The following is a 14,462-nucleotide window of genomic DNA, read 5'->3' on the forward strand; positions in this document are numbered from 1 at the left end:
CAGGTGAGCTGCACCTTCATGCCTGCGAAGGGCGGACTGCCCGTGGTAACCTTGCGCCCATCGCGAAAAAGCCGGGCCAAAGGTCCCGTTTTTGCCCCCCACTTTTGACGAATCGCTCATAAAACCACTGATGAATAAAGCACTTTCAGACTTATCCAGCCACACGCCGATGATGCAGCAGTACTGGCGCCTGAAGAACCAGCACCCGGATCAATTGATGTTCTACCGCATGGGTGACTTCTACGAGATCTTCTACGAAGACGCGAAGAAAGCCGCCAAGTTGCTGGACATCACCCTGACCGCGCGCGGGCAGTCGGCCGGTCAGGCGATTCCGATGTGCGGGATTCCTTATCACGCCGCCGAAGGCTATCTGGCGAAGCTGGTGAAACTCGGCGAGTCGGTGGTGATCTGCGAGCAGGTCGGCGATCCAGCGACCAGCAAAGGCCCGGTGGACCGCCAGGTGGTGCGCATCATTACTCCAGGCACGGTCAGCGATGAAGCGCTGCTCGACGAACGCCGGGACAACCTTATCGCCGCCGTACTGGGCGATGAACGTCTGTTCGGCCTGGCCGTGCTGGACATCACCAGCGGGAACTTCACGGTTCTGGAAATCAAAGGTTGGGAAAACCTGTTGGCGGAGCTGGAGCGGGTCAACCCGGTCGAACTGATGATCCCGGATGACTGGCCAAAGGACCTGCCGGCCGAGAAGCGCCGTGGTGTACGCCGTCGTGCACCGTGGGATTTCGAGCGGGATTCGGCGCTCAAAAGCCTCTGCCAGCAGTTCTCGACTCAGGACCTGAAAGGCTTCGGCTGCGAGAACCTGACCCTGGCTATCGGCGCTGCCGGCTGCCTGCTCAGCTATGCCAAGGAAACCCAGCGCACTGCCCTGCCGCACTTGCGCCGCCTGCGCCATGAACGCCTGGACGACACCGTGGTGCTGGACGGCGCCAGCCGGCGCAACCTGGAGCTGGACACCAACCTTGCCGGTGGCCGCGACAATACCCTGCAATCGGTGGTGGATCGTTGCCAGACCGCCATGGGCAGCCGTCTATTGACCCGCTGGTTGAATCGTCCGCTGCGTGACTTGCAGATCCTGCAGGCGCGGCAGACCTCGATCACCTGTCTGCTGGATAACTATCGCTTCGAAAAGCTGCAACCGCAGCTCAAGGAAATCGGCGATATCGAACGGATCCTTGCCCGGATCGGCCTGCGTAACGCCCGCCCACGGGATCTGGCGCGTCTGCGCGATGCGCTGGCGGCCTTGCCGGAACTGCAAGTGGCGATGATCGAACTCGAGGCACCCCACCTCAACCAACTGGCTACGACCACCAGCACTTACCCGGAACTGGCGGCGCTGCTGGCAAAAGCCATCATCGACAACCCGCCAGCGGTGATCCGTGACGGCGGCGTGTTGAAAACCGGCTACGACGCCGAACTGGATGACCTGCAATCGCTGAGCGAGAACGCCGGGCAGTTCCTCATCGATCTCGAAGCGCGGGAGAAGGCCCGCACCGGCCTGGCGAACCTCAAGGTCGGCTACAACCGAGTTCACGGTTACTTCATCGAGTTACCGAGCAAACAGGCCGAACAGGCGCCAGCCGACTACATTCGCCGCCAGACCCTCAAAGGTGCCGAGCGTTTCATCACGCCGGAATTGAAGGCTTTCGAAGACAAGGCGCTGTCGGCCAAGAGCCGCGCCCTGGCGCGGGAGAAGATGCTCTACGAAGCACTCCTCGAAGACCTGATTGCCCAATTGCCGCCGCTGCAGGACACCGCCGCGGCACTGGCCGAGCTGGACGTGCTGAGTAACCTCGCCGAGCGTGCACTGAACCTGGACCTGAACTGCCCGCGCTTCGTCAGCGAGCCGTGTATGCGCATCACCCAGGGCCGTCACCCGGTGGTCGAGCAAGTACTGACCACGCCATTCGTGGCCAACGACCTGAACCTGGATGACAGTACCCGGATGCTGGTGATCACCGGTCCGAACATGGGTGGTAAATCCACTTACATGCGCCAGACCGCGCTGATCGTGTTACTGGCGCACATCGGCAGCTTCGTACCGGCCGCCAGTTGTGAGCTGTCCCTGGTGGACCGGATTTTTACCCGGATCGGCTCCAGCGATGACCTGGCCGGCGGACGTTCGACCTTCATGGTCGAGATGAGCGAAACCGCGAACATCCTGCACAACGCCACCGAACGCAGCCTGGTGCTGATGGACGAAGTCGGTCGCGGCACCAGCACCTTCGACGGTCTGTCCCTGGCCTGGGCTGCAGCCGAATGCCTCGCCCATTTGCGCGCCTACACGCTGTTTGCCACCCACTACTTCGAATTGACCGTACTGCCGGAAAACGAACCACTGGTGGCCAACGTTCACCTCAATGCCACCGAGCACAACGAGCGGATCGTCTTCCTGCACCACGTTCTGCCCGGCCCTGCCAGCCAGAGCTACGGCTTGGCGGTTGCCCAACTGGCCGGTGTACCCACGGAGGTGATCGTACGGGCTCGCGAGCATCTGAGCCGTCTGGAAACCAACAGCCTGCCCCATGAAGCGCCAAGTCCTACAAAGAGCAAGGCATCCGTCCCACAGCAAAGCGATATGTTCGCCAGCCTGCCACATCCGGTGCTGGATGAACTGGCCAAGCTTGACCTGGATGACTTGACTCCGCGCAGAGCACTGGAAATGCTCTATACATTGAAGACACGGATCTAACGCATAACGGTACAAGCTGTTAGAATCTCGCGCGGTTTGGGATGCTGCAGGCTATTAGCCTGGTCTGCAGACTATCGCTCCCGAACCTGGCGAACCCCGTCCTGTAGGGGCTCCGCTGCCGCCGCCTGAGGAGAGAACTAGAAATGACCTTCGTCGTCACCGACAACTGCATCAAGTGCAAGTACACCGACTGCGTAGAAGTCTGTCCGGTGGACTGCTTTTACGAAGGACCGAACTTCCTGGTAATTCACCCGGATGAGTGCATCGACTGCGCGCTTTGCGAGCCAGAATGCCCTGCAGTGGCCATTTTCTCCGAAGATGAAGTTCCGGAAGATATGCAAGAATTCATTCAATTGAATGTTGAGCTGGCCGAAATCTGGCCCAACATCACCGAGAAGAAAGAATCGCTGCCGGATGCAGAAGAGTGGGATGGCGTTAAGGGCAAGATCAAAGACCTCGAACGCTGATATATGCCGTGTGCTGGAAAAGGCCCCTTGTGGGCCTTTTTGCTTTGTAGGACAGGCAAAAAAAAAGGGGCGGTTTGACCCGCCCACATTTTTCCTTAGTCCCTGTGTTCCTTTTCATCGTCCTGATGAATCGCTTCCTGCGATGTCCTTTGACCATCATCCTTGATGGCTGTGCCTGTCCCTTGACACAACACTGATACTAGAAGGTTCCCCGCCAAGCGCAATCACTGCGCCGGGCCCGACAATGCTTGAGCGTTCACCGCGGCACTTTAAAAAAAAGCTTCAAAATCAAACCAATAAGAAAAAACGCCGAGTTCAATGGACCCCTGCCCTCAGACAAGAAAACCAAACACGTACGAGAGAGTAGGCAAAGACCTACACCACCTGAAGACTAAACCTGAAAGACCGAAAGGCCAGCGTCCTGTCATTCGGTGATCTTGAGCCCAATAAAAAGCCCCGAGCCAGTCGGGGCTTTTTATTGTCGAGTGACGCGCTCCGCTTACTGGAACAGCGACTCACTCGACAGGCCGTTCTTCTCCAGGATTTCTCGAAGGCGTTTGAGGCCTTCAACCTGAATCTGCCTCACCCGCTCGCGGGTCAGACCAATCTCCAGGCCTACGTCTTCCAGTGTGCTGCTCTCGTGACCGCGCAACCCGAAGCGGCGTATCACCACCTCACGCTGCTTGTCCGTCAGTTCCGAGAGCCACTGATCAATGCTCTGTGACAGATCGTCGTCCTGCAACAACTCGCAAGGGTCGGTTGGACGATCATCAGTCAAGGTATCGAGCAGGGTTTTATCCGAATCCGGGCCAAGGGAAACGTCGACCGAAGAAACCCGTTCGTTGAGGCCCAGCATGCGCTTGACCTCTCCCACTGGTTTTTCCAACAGGTTGGCGATTTCTTCAGGGGAAGGTTCATGATCGAGCTTTTGTGTCAGCTCACGTGCAGCCCGCAGGTAGACGTTGAGCTCTTTGACCACATGAATCGGCAACCGAATGGTTCGGGTCTGATTCATGATCGCACGCTCGATGGTTTGACGAATCCACCAGGTTGCGTAGGTCGAAAAGCGGAAGCCGCGTTCCGGATCGAATTTTTCCACTGCACGGATCAAACCGAGGTTGCCCTCTTCGATCAGGTCGAGCAGTGATAGCCCACGATTAACGTAGCGTCGAGCGATTTTCACCACCAGCCGCAGGTTGCTCTCAATCATGCGTTTGCGCCCAGCCGGATCACCACTTTGCGACAAGCGTGCAAAATGAACTTCTTCTTCCGGGGAGAGCAAGGGGGAAAAACCGATTTCATTGAGATACAACTGGGTCGCATCGAGCGCCCGGGTGTAATCGATGTACTTGTGCTGCTTTAGTGAAGCGGAGTGTTTGGATTTAGCGCGAACCGAGGGTGTAACAGCCCCCTCATTCGGCATCGTATCCGTAGCGACGCCGGTCTCCATCAGGAGAACCTCATCGTCGATGTCAAACTCCGGCACTTCTTTACTGAGAGCCATTGTTATAGTCCTTTGGTGAGTTCGACCTCAAGCTCAAGCGACGCCTTTATCCTTGGCAACGCTGGAGCCTGTTCCTCCTACGCAAGGGAACAGGCTGGTAACCGATCAACGACGTGGCAAGAATTGCAGCGGATCTACAGGTTTACCCTGACGGCGAATCTCAAAGTGCAGTTTCACCCGGTCTGTTCCAGTTGACCCCATTTCGGCAATAGCCTGTCCGACTTTGACCTGCTGCCCCTCCCGAACCAAAAGCCTACGGTTGTGGCCGTAAGCACTTACGTAAGTATCGCTGTGTTTGATAATGACTAATTCGCCGTAGCCCCGCAAGCCACTCCCGGCGTATACAACCGTGCCATCAGACGCAGCTAAAACAGGCTGTCCCAAATCTCCGGCGATATCAATGCCTTTATTCAAACTTCCGTTTGAAGAGAATTTACCAATCAAAATACCGCTGGAAGGCCAGCCCCAGCCAGTGGGCGCAGGCCCGGCAGGCGCGAATGGAGGCGCTGCCGGTTTGCTCGCAACGCTGGATGCAGGGCCGACTGCTGTGCCGGCGGCAGCACCGACCGGGCGACGAAATACCGTGGTTTTACTGGCAGAAGATGGTGTTGAATCGACCTTGGTAACCACCGCTGTCGGCGTTGAGCCTGAACGGCCGTCGAAGCGAATCGTCTGACCCGGGTGAATGGTGTAAGGCACCGGAATATTGTTGCGTGCCGCCAGGGCCTTGTAGTCCCAGCCATAACGAAAGGCGATCGAGAACAACGTATCGCCGCGGCGAACAACATACTGGCCAGTGGTCACGGCTGGCCGCTGGGCCGCCGCGTTATTGCGGTCGACCACTCCCGCGCTACCTGAAGGTTTGCTGGAGCACGCAACCAGCATGGTACTCAAGACAAGGCCAATCACCAGTCGCTGAAAGCTTGTTATATCCATACGCTGCGCAATGACTGTGAGACTCACCCGCCGCTCCCTATGTGGTGGCTGATAATAAAGATTGCCTGTTCAGGCCTGGAGTGTCGCCAGTATAACCGTCCGCTCCGGGTTTACCGCTGACAAAGCGCACTCCGGAGCAGCATACGGCCGCTGACTGGCGTTCAATCGCGTTTATCCGAACAGTCCCGCTGTAAGACAAACGCGACCAAACAGAATTCATCGCTATTAAACAAATACTCAGGCCAATGGCCCGTTGAGCAGGGGCACGAAGCGCACGGCGCCCAGTACATGCCGAGAGAAGCCCTGTTCTTCACGGATGATCAACATCAATTGTTGCACTTCACCTGCGCCGACCGGGATCACCAGGCGCCCTCCGGGAGCCAGTTGATCGAGCAAGGCTTGAGGAACATCGGTGGCGACGGCGGTGACGATGATGCCGTTGTAGGGAGCCAGCGCCGGCCAGCCTTCCCAGCCATCGCCCCAGCGGAACACCACGTTGCGCAGCTTCAACTCCACCAGGCGTTCCTTGGCGCGATCCTGCAGCACCTTGATCCGCTCGACCGAAAACACCCGCTCAACCAGTTGTGCCAGCACCGCCGTCTGATAACCCGATCCGGTACCAATCTCCATCACTTTGTCCAGGGGACCGGCTTCCAGCAGCAGCTCGCTCATGCGAGCCACCATATACGGCTGGGAAATCGTCTGGTTATGGCCAATGGGCAACGCGGTGTCTTCATAGGCGCGGTGCGCCAGTGCCTCATCGACGAACATATGACGCGGGGTACGACGGATCACCTCCAGCACCTGGGTGTTGGTAATACCTTCCTCGTACAGCCGCTGAATCAAGCGCTCGCGGGTTCGTTGAGAAGTCATACCGATACCTCGGCGCATCAGGTCGTCTGGTTCACGCCGCATCAGTTCAGCCCCTCCAACCAGCCATCGAGACTACTGAAGGCATCGTTGAAGGTGCGATCGAGCTGCAACGGGGTGATCGAAACATAACCTTGCATCACCGCATGAAAGTCAGTGCCCGGACCGCCGTCTTCGGCGTCGCCTGCCGCTGCAATCCAGTAGCCGGCCTTGCCCCGCGGATCGACCATTTTCATCGGTGCCGCAGCACGGGCACGATGGCCCAGGCGGGTCAGCTGAATGCCACGAATGTGATCGAGAGGCAGGTTGGGGATATTCACATTCAGCACCGTACGCGGCGGCAACTCCAGCTGGGCATGAGCCGCTACCAGTTTGCGCGCGAAGTACGCGGCGGTCGACAGGTTCTCGACCTGGCGCGACACCAACGAAAAGGCGAACGATGGCAGCTCCAGGAAACGCCCTTCCAGTGCAGCGGCGACGGTACCGGAATACAGCACGTCGTCGCCCAGGTTGGCACCCAGGTTGATCCCGGAAACCACCATGTCCGGTTGTTGCTCCAACAGGCCATTGAGGCCCAGGTGCACGCAATCGGTCGGCGTCCCGTTGATGCTGATAAAACCGTTGGCCAGGGTTTGCGGATGCAACGGACGGTCGAGCGTCAGCGAACTGCTGGCGCCACTTTTGTCCTGCTCCGGGGCGATAACCACGCATTCGGTGTAATCCGCCAGCGCAGCATAAAGCGCGGCGAGACCGGGTGCTGTTACCCCATCGTCGTTAGAAATCAGAATACGCATGGGTTGTCCGTCTGCCCCACAGGCACCAGATCGACTAGTTCGCGCACCAATACGGTGGCGAAGCATCCGGCCGGCAGGACGAATTCCAGTTGCAGAATGTCAGGTTCGGGATAATGCCACGTCAACCCGCCAATGGGCAGCCGCAGGATCCGTCGCTCGTGGCTCATTCCGGCGTTAATTAACCAATCGCGCAAATCCGCTTCACGAGCGGCGATTTGCTGCTCCAGATCATGGACAGCGCCAGTCGCCGGCGAGTCACCTTCGCCCCACTGCGGTCCGGTTGGATGGAGGTCGAGAATCGCCAGACGTGGATCGCTGCACTCGGCAACGCCCGCCGGAAAAAAGCTTCGGCTGTCGGTGAAGGCCAGCAGATCGCCAACTTGAGCATGCTGCCAGGTACCGTCGGCGACGCGCGCCGCCAATACCTGGTTGAATAGAAAACTGCGGGCAGTGGACAACAGGCGCGAACGCACGTTGCGCTGTTCCGGCAGGGCCTTGCGTGCGGCCCAATCACGAGCATCGCCCAGGTTGCCGCCGTCATGCCCGAAGCGCTGGGCGCCGAAATAGTTGGGGATGCCTTGTTTGGCGATCAATTGCAGACGCTCTTCGATCGCCGCCTTGTCACCGGCGAACCGGGTCAGGCGCAAGGTGAACCCATTCGCCGAGTGGGCACCGCGTTGCAGCTTGCGTTTGTGCCGGCCGGTCTTGAGGATTTTCAGCGTGTCGTTTTCCGCCGCCGACAAATCAGGATCGGCCTTGCCTGGCAACTGCACACTGAACCACTGCCGAGTCAACGCCTGACGGTCCTTGAGGCCCGCGTAACTGACGGTGCGCAATGGCACGCCCGCTGCCTTGGCAATCCGCCGCGCCGCTTCTTCGGTATTCAGACCGCGTTTTTCCACCCAGATCCACAGGTGTTCGCCTTCGCCGCTCAGGGGAATATCGAGGACTTCATCGACCTGGAAATCTTCCGCGGTCGCTTTCAGCACCGCGGTGCCGAGGGCTTGGCCATAGGCCCGCGGGCCGAGCAATTGCAGTTCGTTCATGCGCGCAGCAACAAGGCAACGGAGTGCACGGCAATGCCTTCTTCGCGACCGACAAAGCCGAGCTTTTCGGTGGTGGTAGCTTTCACGTTCACTTGATCCAACTCAATTTGAAGATCCGCGGCAATCAGCGCGCGCATCGATTCGATATGCGGGGCCATTTTCGGCGCCTGGGCAACGATGGTGTTATCGACATTGCCGACTTTCCAGCCTTTGGCATGGATCAGTGTAACCACGTGACGCAACAACGCGCGGCTGTCGGCGCCCTTGAATTGCGGGTCGGTGTCCGGGAAGTGCTTGCCGATATCGCCCAGCGCGGCGGCGCCGAGCAAGGCATCGCTCAAGGCGTGCAGCAGGACGTCACCGTCGGAGTGAGCGAGCAGCCCGAAGCTGTGGGCAATCCGCACACCGCCCAGAGTAATGAAATCGCCTTCAGCGAAACGGTGCACATCATAGCCGTGGCCAATACGCATAAAAAAACGCCCCGATTTTTGTCAGGGCGTGATTCTACCTGCTTTGTCCGACATTAGGCGCCTAGAGCTTGCCCATGATGCTGCAGGTGATCTTCGATGAAGCTGGCGATGAAGAAATAGCTGTGGTCGTAGCCGGGTTGCAGGCGCAACGTCAGCGGATGGCTGGCCAGTTTCGCCGCCTGTTGCAAGGCTTCAGGCTTGAGCTGGGTGGCCAGGAAATCGTCGCGATCGCCTTGATCCACCAGCAGCGGCAGCTTCTCGTTTGCCTCGGCAATCAACGCGCAGGCATCCCACTCGCGCCACTTCGATCGGTCTTCCCCCAGGTAGCGGGAAAAGGCCTTCTGACCCCAGGGGCAGTCCAGCGGATTATTGATTGGCGAGAACGCCGACACCGACTGATAACGCCCCGGATTGCGCAAGGCACAGACCAGTGCACCGTGGCCGCCCATGGAATGACCGCTGATGCCGCGCTTGTCCGACGCCGGGAAATGCGCTTCGACCAATGCCGGCAATTCCTGCACGACATAGTCATGCATCCGATAATGCCGGGACCAGGGTTCCTGGGTGGCATTCAGATAGAACCCGGCGCCGAGACCGAAGTCCCAGGCGCCATCCGGATCACCCGGCACATCGGGGCCGCGAGGACTGGTGTCCGGCGCAACGATGATCAGCCCCAGCTCGGCGGCCATGCGCATGGCGCCAGCCTTTTGCATGAAGTTCTCGTCGGTGCAGGTCAGGCCAGACAACCAGTACAGCACCGGCAATTTGCCGCCCTGCTCCGCTTGCGGCGGCAGGTACACGGCAAACACCATGTCGCAGCCGAGCACGTCGGAGCGATGCCTGTAGCGTTTGTGCCAGCCGCCGAAGCTTTTCTGGCAGGAGATATTTTCCAGGCTCATAACAAACTCCCCACTGGAAGCCCAAACCTCAAACGCCAAGCCGATGCGATCGGCTTGCCGCTTGAAGCTTGAAGCTTGCAGCTGCTCCTCAGAAATGAATGACGCTACGGATGCTCTTGCCTTCATGCATCAGGTCGAATGCCTTGTTGATATCTTCCAGGCCCATGGTGTGGGTGATGAAAGTATCCAGGGGGATTTCGCCGGTCTCGGCCATTTCGACATAGCTCGGCAACTCGGTACGACCACGCACGCCGCCGAATGCCGAACCGCGCCAGACGCGACCGGTGACCAGCTGGAATGGACGGGTGGATATTTCCTGGCCGGCACCGGCAACACCGATGATCACCGACTCGCCCCACCCCTTGTGGCAGCACTCAAGTGCAGCACGCATCAACTGGACGTTGCCGATGCACTCGAAGGAAAAGTCGACGCCGCCGTCGGTCATGTCGACGATAACTTCCTGAATCGGACGATCGAAATCTTTCGGGTTCACGCAATCGGTGGCACCCAGCTGCTTGGCGATCTCGAACTTGGCCGGGTTGATGTCGATGGCAATGATCCGCCCGGCCTTGGCCTTGACCGCGCCGATGACAGCCGACAGGCCAATGCCGCCGAGACCGAAGATGGCGACGGTGTCACCTGGTTTTACCTTGGCGGTATTGAGGACCGCGCCGATGCCGGTGGTGACACCGCAGCCCAGCAGGCAAACTTTTTCCAGCGGCGCTTCTTTAGGAATCCTGGCAACGGAGATTTCCGGCAGCACGGTGTACTCGGAGAAAGTCGAGGTGCCCATGTAATGGAAAATCGGCTGGCCTTTGTAGGAGAAACGCGATGTGCCATCGGGCATCAAGCCCTTACCCTGGGTCGCCCGGATCGCCTGGCAGAGGTTGGTTTTACCTGACAGACAGAATTTGCACTGGCGGCATTCCGGGGTGTACAGCGGGATTACATGATCGCCGACAGCCACGGAGGTTACGCCCTCGCCGATCGCTTCAACCACCGCGCCACCTTCGTGACCGAGAATCGACGGAAAGATGCCTTCCGGATCCGCGCCTGAAAGGGTGTAGGCATCGGTATGGCAAACACCGGAGGCCACCACGCGCAGCAGGACTTCACCGGCCTTGGGCATGGCGACATCGACTTCAACGATCTCGAGGGGTTTCTTGGCCTCGAAGGCAACGGCCGCGCGCGACTTGATCATGTGGATTCTCCAGTGAATAAAAACGAGACAAGGAGTGTAATACAGCGCTTTACGATGAATAATCCGGACAAAAGCAAAACATTATTGCCATACAGGGATAATCCTTGATGACCGACAACCGCTGGGAAGGCATCGACGAGTTCGTCGCCGTGGCCGAGTGCAGTCAATTCACCGCCGCCGCAGAACGCCTTGGGGTTTCTTCCTCGCATATCAGTCGACAAATTGTACGCCTGGAAGAGCGCCTGCAAACCCGCCTGCTCTACCGCAGCACTCGCCGGGTCACCCTGACCGAAGCCGGGCAGACGTTCCTGCAGCACTGCCAACGATTGCAGGATGGTCGCGAAGAAGCCTTGCGCGCAGTCAGCGACTTGACCAGCGAACCCAAAGGCATGCTGCGCATGACCTGCGCCGTGGCGTACGGCGAACGCTTCATCGTGCCGTTGGTGACCCGCTTCATGGGACTCTATCCGCAATTGCGAGTCGACATCGAACTGAGCAACCGCCAACTCGACCTGGTACATGAAGGCCTGGACCTGGCGATTCGTTTGGGCCGCCTGCAAGACTCGCGACTGGTGGCCACTCGCCTGGCACCTCGACGGATGTATCTGTGCGCATCGCCGTCCTACCTGGAACGGTATGGTCGCCCACACAGCTTGTCGGAACTAAGCCGCCACAACTGCCTCATCGGTAGCTCGGACATGTGGCAACTGGAACAGAACGGGCGGGAATTTTCCCAACGGGTACAGGGAAACTGGCGTTGCAACAGTGGGCAGGCGGTGCTGGATGCGGCGCTGCAAGGGGTTGGGCTGTGTCAGTTACCGGATTACTACGTGCTTGAGCATTTGAACAGTGGGGCGCTGATTTCTTTGCTTGAGGCCCATCAACCACCTAACACCGCGGTGTGGGCGCTTTACCCGCAGCAGCGGCATCTGTCGCCGAAGGTGCGCAAGCTGGTGGATTATCTGAAAGATGGGTTGGCCAAGAGGCCGGAGTATCGGGTTTGATGGGTTGAAGATCAAAGGATCGCAGCCTGCGGCAGCTCCTACGCCGAACGCATTCCCCAAGGAGCTGCCGCAGGCTGCGATCTTTTAGCGGCGGTTAGCCCAACGCAAGCGCAGCCACTCAAGATCTTCAGGCCGGGTGACCTTGATGTTGTCTGCGCGGCCTTCGATCAGCCGTGGCGCCAGACCGGCCCACTCCATGGCCGAAGCCTCATCGGTGATGATCACATCCGCCACCAGACTATCGGCCAGGGCTCGATGCAACGCGCCGAGGCGAAACATCTGTGGTGTATAAGCTTGCCAGATCAGACTGCGATCGATGGTTTCCAGCACACGGCCCTGTTTGTCGACGCGTTTGAGGGTGTCACGGGCAGGAATCGCCAGCAAACCGCCGACGGGGTCGTCCGCCAGTTCGGTCAATAACTTGTCCAGATCGTCACGCGCCAGATTCGGCCGCGCAGCATCATGGACCAGTACCCAATCCTCATCGGCAGCGCCTTGGGCGTGCAGATGCAGCAACGCATTGAGCACCGAACCGGAACGCTCGGAACCGCCGTCAACCCGCTGAATACGCGGATCAGCAGCACACGCCAGATTCGGCCAATAAGGATCATCAACAGCAAGACTGACCACCAACCCCTTCAGGGAAGGATGATCAAGGAAACAGCCGAGGCTGTGTTCGAGAATAGTGCGCCCGCCCAGTTGCAGATATTGCTTGGGACGGTCCGCGGCCATACGGGCACCGACGCCCGCGGCAGGAATAACGGCCCAGAAGGCCGGTAGCGGCTGAATCATTGGGCCAACTGGAAGAGGGTTTCGCCCTCCTTGACCATGCCCAACTCATGGCGAGCCCGTTCTTCAACGGTCTCCATGCCCTTTTTCAGTTCCATGACTTCAGCGTCGAGCACGCGGTTGCGCTCCAGCAACACGTCGTTTTCGGCATGTTGATCCGCAATTTGCTGAGTCAGGTCAGCCACCTGCGCCAGACTGCCATTTCCCACCCACAGGCGGTACTGCAGGCCAGCCAGCAGCAAGAGCAAGACGAGGAACAACCAATTGGGACTGCGCATCGAATATCGGGTTTCCAGTGAAAAAAGACAGCCATGCCAACAACTTTGAAGCGACTGATAGCACGAAGCCTGGAAGAACCAGGCTTGTGCTTGATAAGGCATCAGATTAGTGGCAAATCCATCGCCGTAGCGACTTTTCCGACACAATCCGCTGTCTTTTTACCATCTACCGCTTAGCCGCGGAACTCGCTGCGGCCGTTGTATTTGGCTTTGCCATTCAACTGCTCTTCGATACGCAGCAGTTGGTTGTACTTGGAAACGCGGTCGGAACGGCACAGCGAACCAGTCTTGATCTGGCCAGCCGCAGTACCCACGGCCAGGTCGGCAATGGTCGAATCTTCGGTTTCGCCGGAGCGGTGCGAGATCACTGCGGTGTAACCAGCGGCCTTGGCCATCTGGATGGCTTCCAGGGTTTCGGTCAGGGTGCCGATCTGGTTGAACTTGATCAGGATCGAGTTGGCGATCTTTTTATCGATGCCTTCTTTCAGGATCTTGGTGTTGGTCACGAACAGGTCGTCGCCTACCAGTTGGACCTTCTCGCCGATCTTGTCGGTGAGGATTTTCCAGCCAGCCCAGTCGGACTCGTCCAGGCCATCTTCGATGGAGATGATCGGGTAACGCTCGGTCAGGCCTTTGAGGTAGTCGGCAAAACCTTCAGCGTTGAACACCTGGCCTTCGCCGGACAGGTTGTATTGACCGTCTTCGTAGAATTCGCTGGCGGCGCAGTCCAGAGCCAGGGTCACGTCGGTGCCCAGCTTGTAACCGGCGTTGGCCACGGCTTCGGAGATCACTTTCAACGCGTCTTCGTTGGAAGCCAGGTTTGGCGCGAAACCACCTTCGTCACCGACGGCAGTGCTCAGACCCCGAGCCTTCAGCACAGCTTTGAGGTGATGGAAAATCTCGGTACCCATACGCAACGCTTCGGAGAATGTCTTGGCGCCAACCGGCTGAACCATGAATTCCTGGATGTCGACGTTGTTATCGGCGTGCTCGCCACCGTTGATGATGTTCATCATCGGCACCGGCATCGAGTAGACACCCGGAGTGCCGTTGAGGTTGGCGATGTGTGCGTACAGCGGCAGGTCCTGGTCATGGGCTGCGGCCTTGGCCGCGGCCAGGGAAACGGCGAGGATCGCGTTGGCGCCCAGGGTTGCCTTGTTTTCGGTACCGTCCAGCGCAATCATCGCGCGGTCCAGAGCCTGCTGGTCAACCGGGTCTTTACCCAGCAACAGGTCGCGGATCGGACCGTTGATGTTGGCTACTGCCTTGAGCACGCCTTTGCCCAGATAACGGCTCTTGTCGCCATCACGCAGCTCGAGTGCTTCACGCGAGCCAGTGGAAGCACCGGATGGCGCGCAAGCACTGCCGATGATGCCGTTATCGAGAAGCACGTCCGCTTCGACGGTGGGATTGCCACGGGAGTCGAGAACTTCACGACCTTTGATGTCGACGATTTTTGCCATTGTTGTAAACACTCCAAAGTTGACGAAAACG

14 protein-coding genes are annotated in these 14,462 nt (G+C 58.7%); 3 read left to right on the forward strand and 11 right to left on the reverse strand.

Annotated features, from left to right (window positions below):
• The first annotated feature begins 130 nt into the window (after nucleotides 1-130).
• Together mutS and fdxA are read left to right on the forward strand one after the other, a co-directional pair.
• Entirely contained in the window at nucleotides 131-2,710 is a 2,580-nt protein-coding gene (mutS, locus tag ACA064_RS25975) for a DNA mismatch repair protein MutS (protein WP_497670679.1), read from the forward strand.
• A gap of 143 nt (nucleotides 2,711-2,853) precedes the next feature.
• Nucleotides 2,854-3,177 (forward strand): ferredoxin FdxA, encoded by a 324-nt coding sequence (fdxA, locus tag ACA064_RS25980; protein ID WP_003222178.1) that lies wholly within the window; start codon nucleotides 2,854-2,856, stop codon nucleotides 3,175-3,177.
• Nucleotides 3,178-3,676: 499 nt separating this feature from the next.
• Here the strand turns inward: fdxA and rpoS are convergent, their stop codons facing one another.
• The 8 genes from rpoS to ACA064_RS26020 all read right to left on the reverse strand — a co-directional run bounded on the left by rpoS (nucleotide 3,677) and on the right by ACA064_RS26020 (nucleotide 10,897).
• Entirely contained in the window at nucleotides 3,677-4,681 is a 1,005-nt protein-coding gene (gene rpoS / locus ACA064_RS25985; protein ID WP_497670680.1) for an RNA polymerase sigma factor RpoS, read from the reverse strand.
• A 105-nt stretch (nucleotides 4,682-4,786) separates the two neighbouring features.
• Entirely contained in the window at nucleotides 4,787-5,644 is an 858-nt protein-coding gene (locus ACA064_RS25990) for a peptidoglycan DD-metalloendopeptidase family protein (protein ID WP_497670681.1), read from the reverse strand.
• 210 nt (nucleotides 5,645-5,854) lie between these two features.
• On the reverse strand, nucleotides 5,855-6,490 hold the full coding sequence (locus tag ACA064_RS25995) for a protein-L-isoaspartate(D-aspartate) O-methyltransferase (protein ID WP_497670682.1): 636 nt from the start codon (nucleotides 6,488-6,490) through the stop codon (nucleotides 5,855-5,857).
• 41 nt (nucleotides 6,491-6,531) lie between these two features.
• Complete coding sequence (surE, locus tag ACA064_RS26000) at nucleotides 6,532-7,281, reverse strand: 5'/3'-nucleotidase SurE (protein ID WP_150803674.1); 750 nt, start codon at nucleotides 7,279-7,281, stop codon at nucleotides 6,532-6,534.
• Nucleotides 7,269-8,327 carry a tRNA pseudouridine(13) synthase TruD gene (truD, locus tag ACA064_RS26005; protein WP_497670683.1) on the reverse strand — a complete coding sequence of 353 codons (1,059 nt, stop codon included), beginning with the start codon at nucleotides 8,325-8,327 and terminating at the stop codon, nucleotides 7,269-7,271. The genes surE and truD overlap by 13 nt, the downstream gene beginning before the upstream one ends.
• Nucleotides 8,324-8,797, reverse strand: coding sequence for a 2-C-methyl-D-erythritol 2,4-cyclodiphosphate synthase (ispF, locus tag ACA064_RS26010; protein ID WP_497670684.1), 474 nt, complete (start codon nucleotides 8,795-8,797; stop codon nucleotides 8,324-8,326). Before ispF ends, truD begins: the two co-directional genes overlap by 4 nt.
• A 53-nt stretch (nucleotides 8,798-8,850) precedes the next feature.
• Complete coding sequence (fghA, locus tag ACA064_RS26015; protein WP_497670685.1) at nucleotides 8,851-9,696, reverse strand: S-formylglutathione hydrolase; 846 nt, start codon at nucleotides 9,694-9,696, stop codon at nucleotides 8,851-8,853.
• Between the two features lie 88 nt (nucleotides 9,697-9,784).
• A complete protein-coding gene (locus tag ACA064_RS26020) occupies nucleotides 9,785-10,897 on the reverse strand; it encodes an S-(hydroxymethyl)glutathione dehydrogenase/class III alcohol dehydrogenase (protein ID WP_497670686.1) in 1,113 nt (370 codons plus the stop codon).
• Between the two features lie 107 nt (nucleotides 10,898-11,004).
• On the opposite strand from ACA064_RS26020, the gene ACA064_RS26025 reads away from it, so the two are divergent.
• A complete protein-coding gene (locus ACA064_RS26025; protein ID WP_497670687.1) occupies nucleotides 11,005-11,901 on the forward strand; it encodes a LysR family transcriptional regulator in 897 nt (298 codons plus the stop codon).
• 84 nt (nucleotides 11,902-11,985) lie between these two features.
• Here ACA064_RS26025 and ispD read toward each other — a convergent pair whose 3' ends face one another.
• The 3 genes from ispD to eno form a co-directional block, all read right to left on the reverse strand.
• Nucleotides 11,986-12,693, reverse strand: coding sequence for a 2-C-methyl-D-erythritol 4-phosphate cytidylyltransferase (gene ispD, locus ACA064_RS26030; protein WP_497670688.1), 708 nt, complete (start codon nucleotides 12,691-12,693; stop codon nucleotides 11,986-11,988).
• Nucleotides 12,690-12,968 carry a cell division protein FtsB gene (ftsB, locus tag ACA064_RS26035; RefSeq protein ID WP_150645058.1) on the reverse strand — a complete coding sequence of 93 codons (279 nt, stop codon included), beginning with the start codon at nucleotides 12,966-12,968 and terminating at the stop codon, nucleotides 12,690-12,692. Before ftsB ends, ispD begins: the two co-directional genes overlap by 4 nt.
• 173 nt (nucleotides 12,969-13,141) lie before the next feature.
• Nucleotides 13,142-14,431: a phosphopyruvate hydratase gene (gene eno / locus ACA064_RS26040; RefSeq protein WP_497670689.1), complete on the reverse strand. Its 1,290-nt coding sequence runs from the start codon at nucleotides 14,429-14,431 to the stop codon at nucleotides 13,142-13,144.
• Nucleotides 14,432-14,462 lie beyond the last annotated feature (31 nt).

The organism is Pseudomonas sp. LBUM1658 (assembly GCF_059716055.1).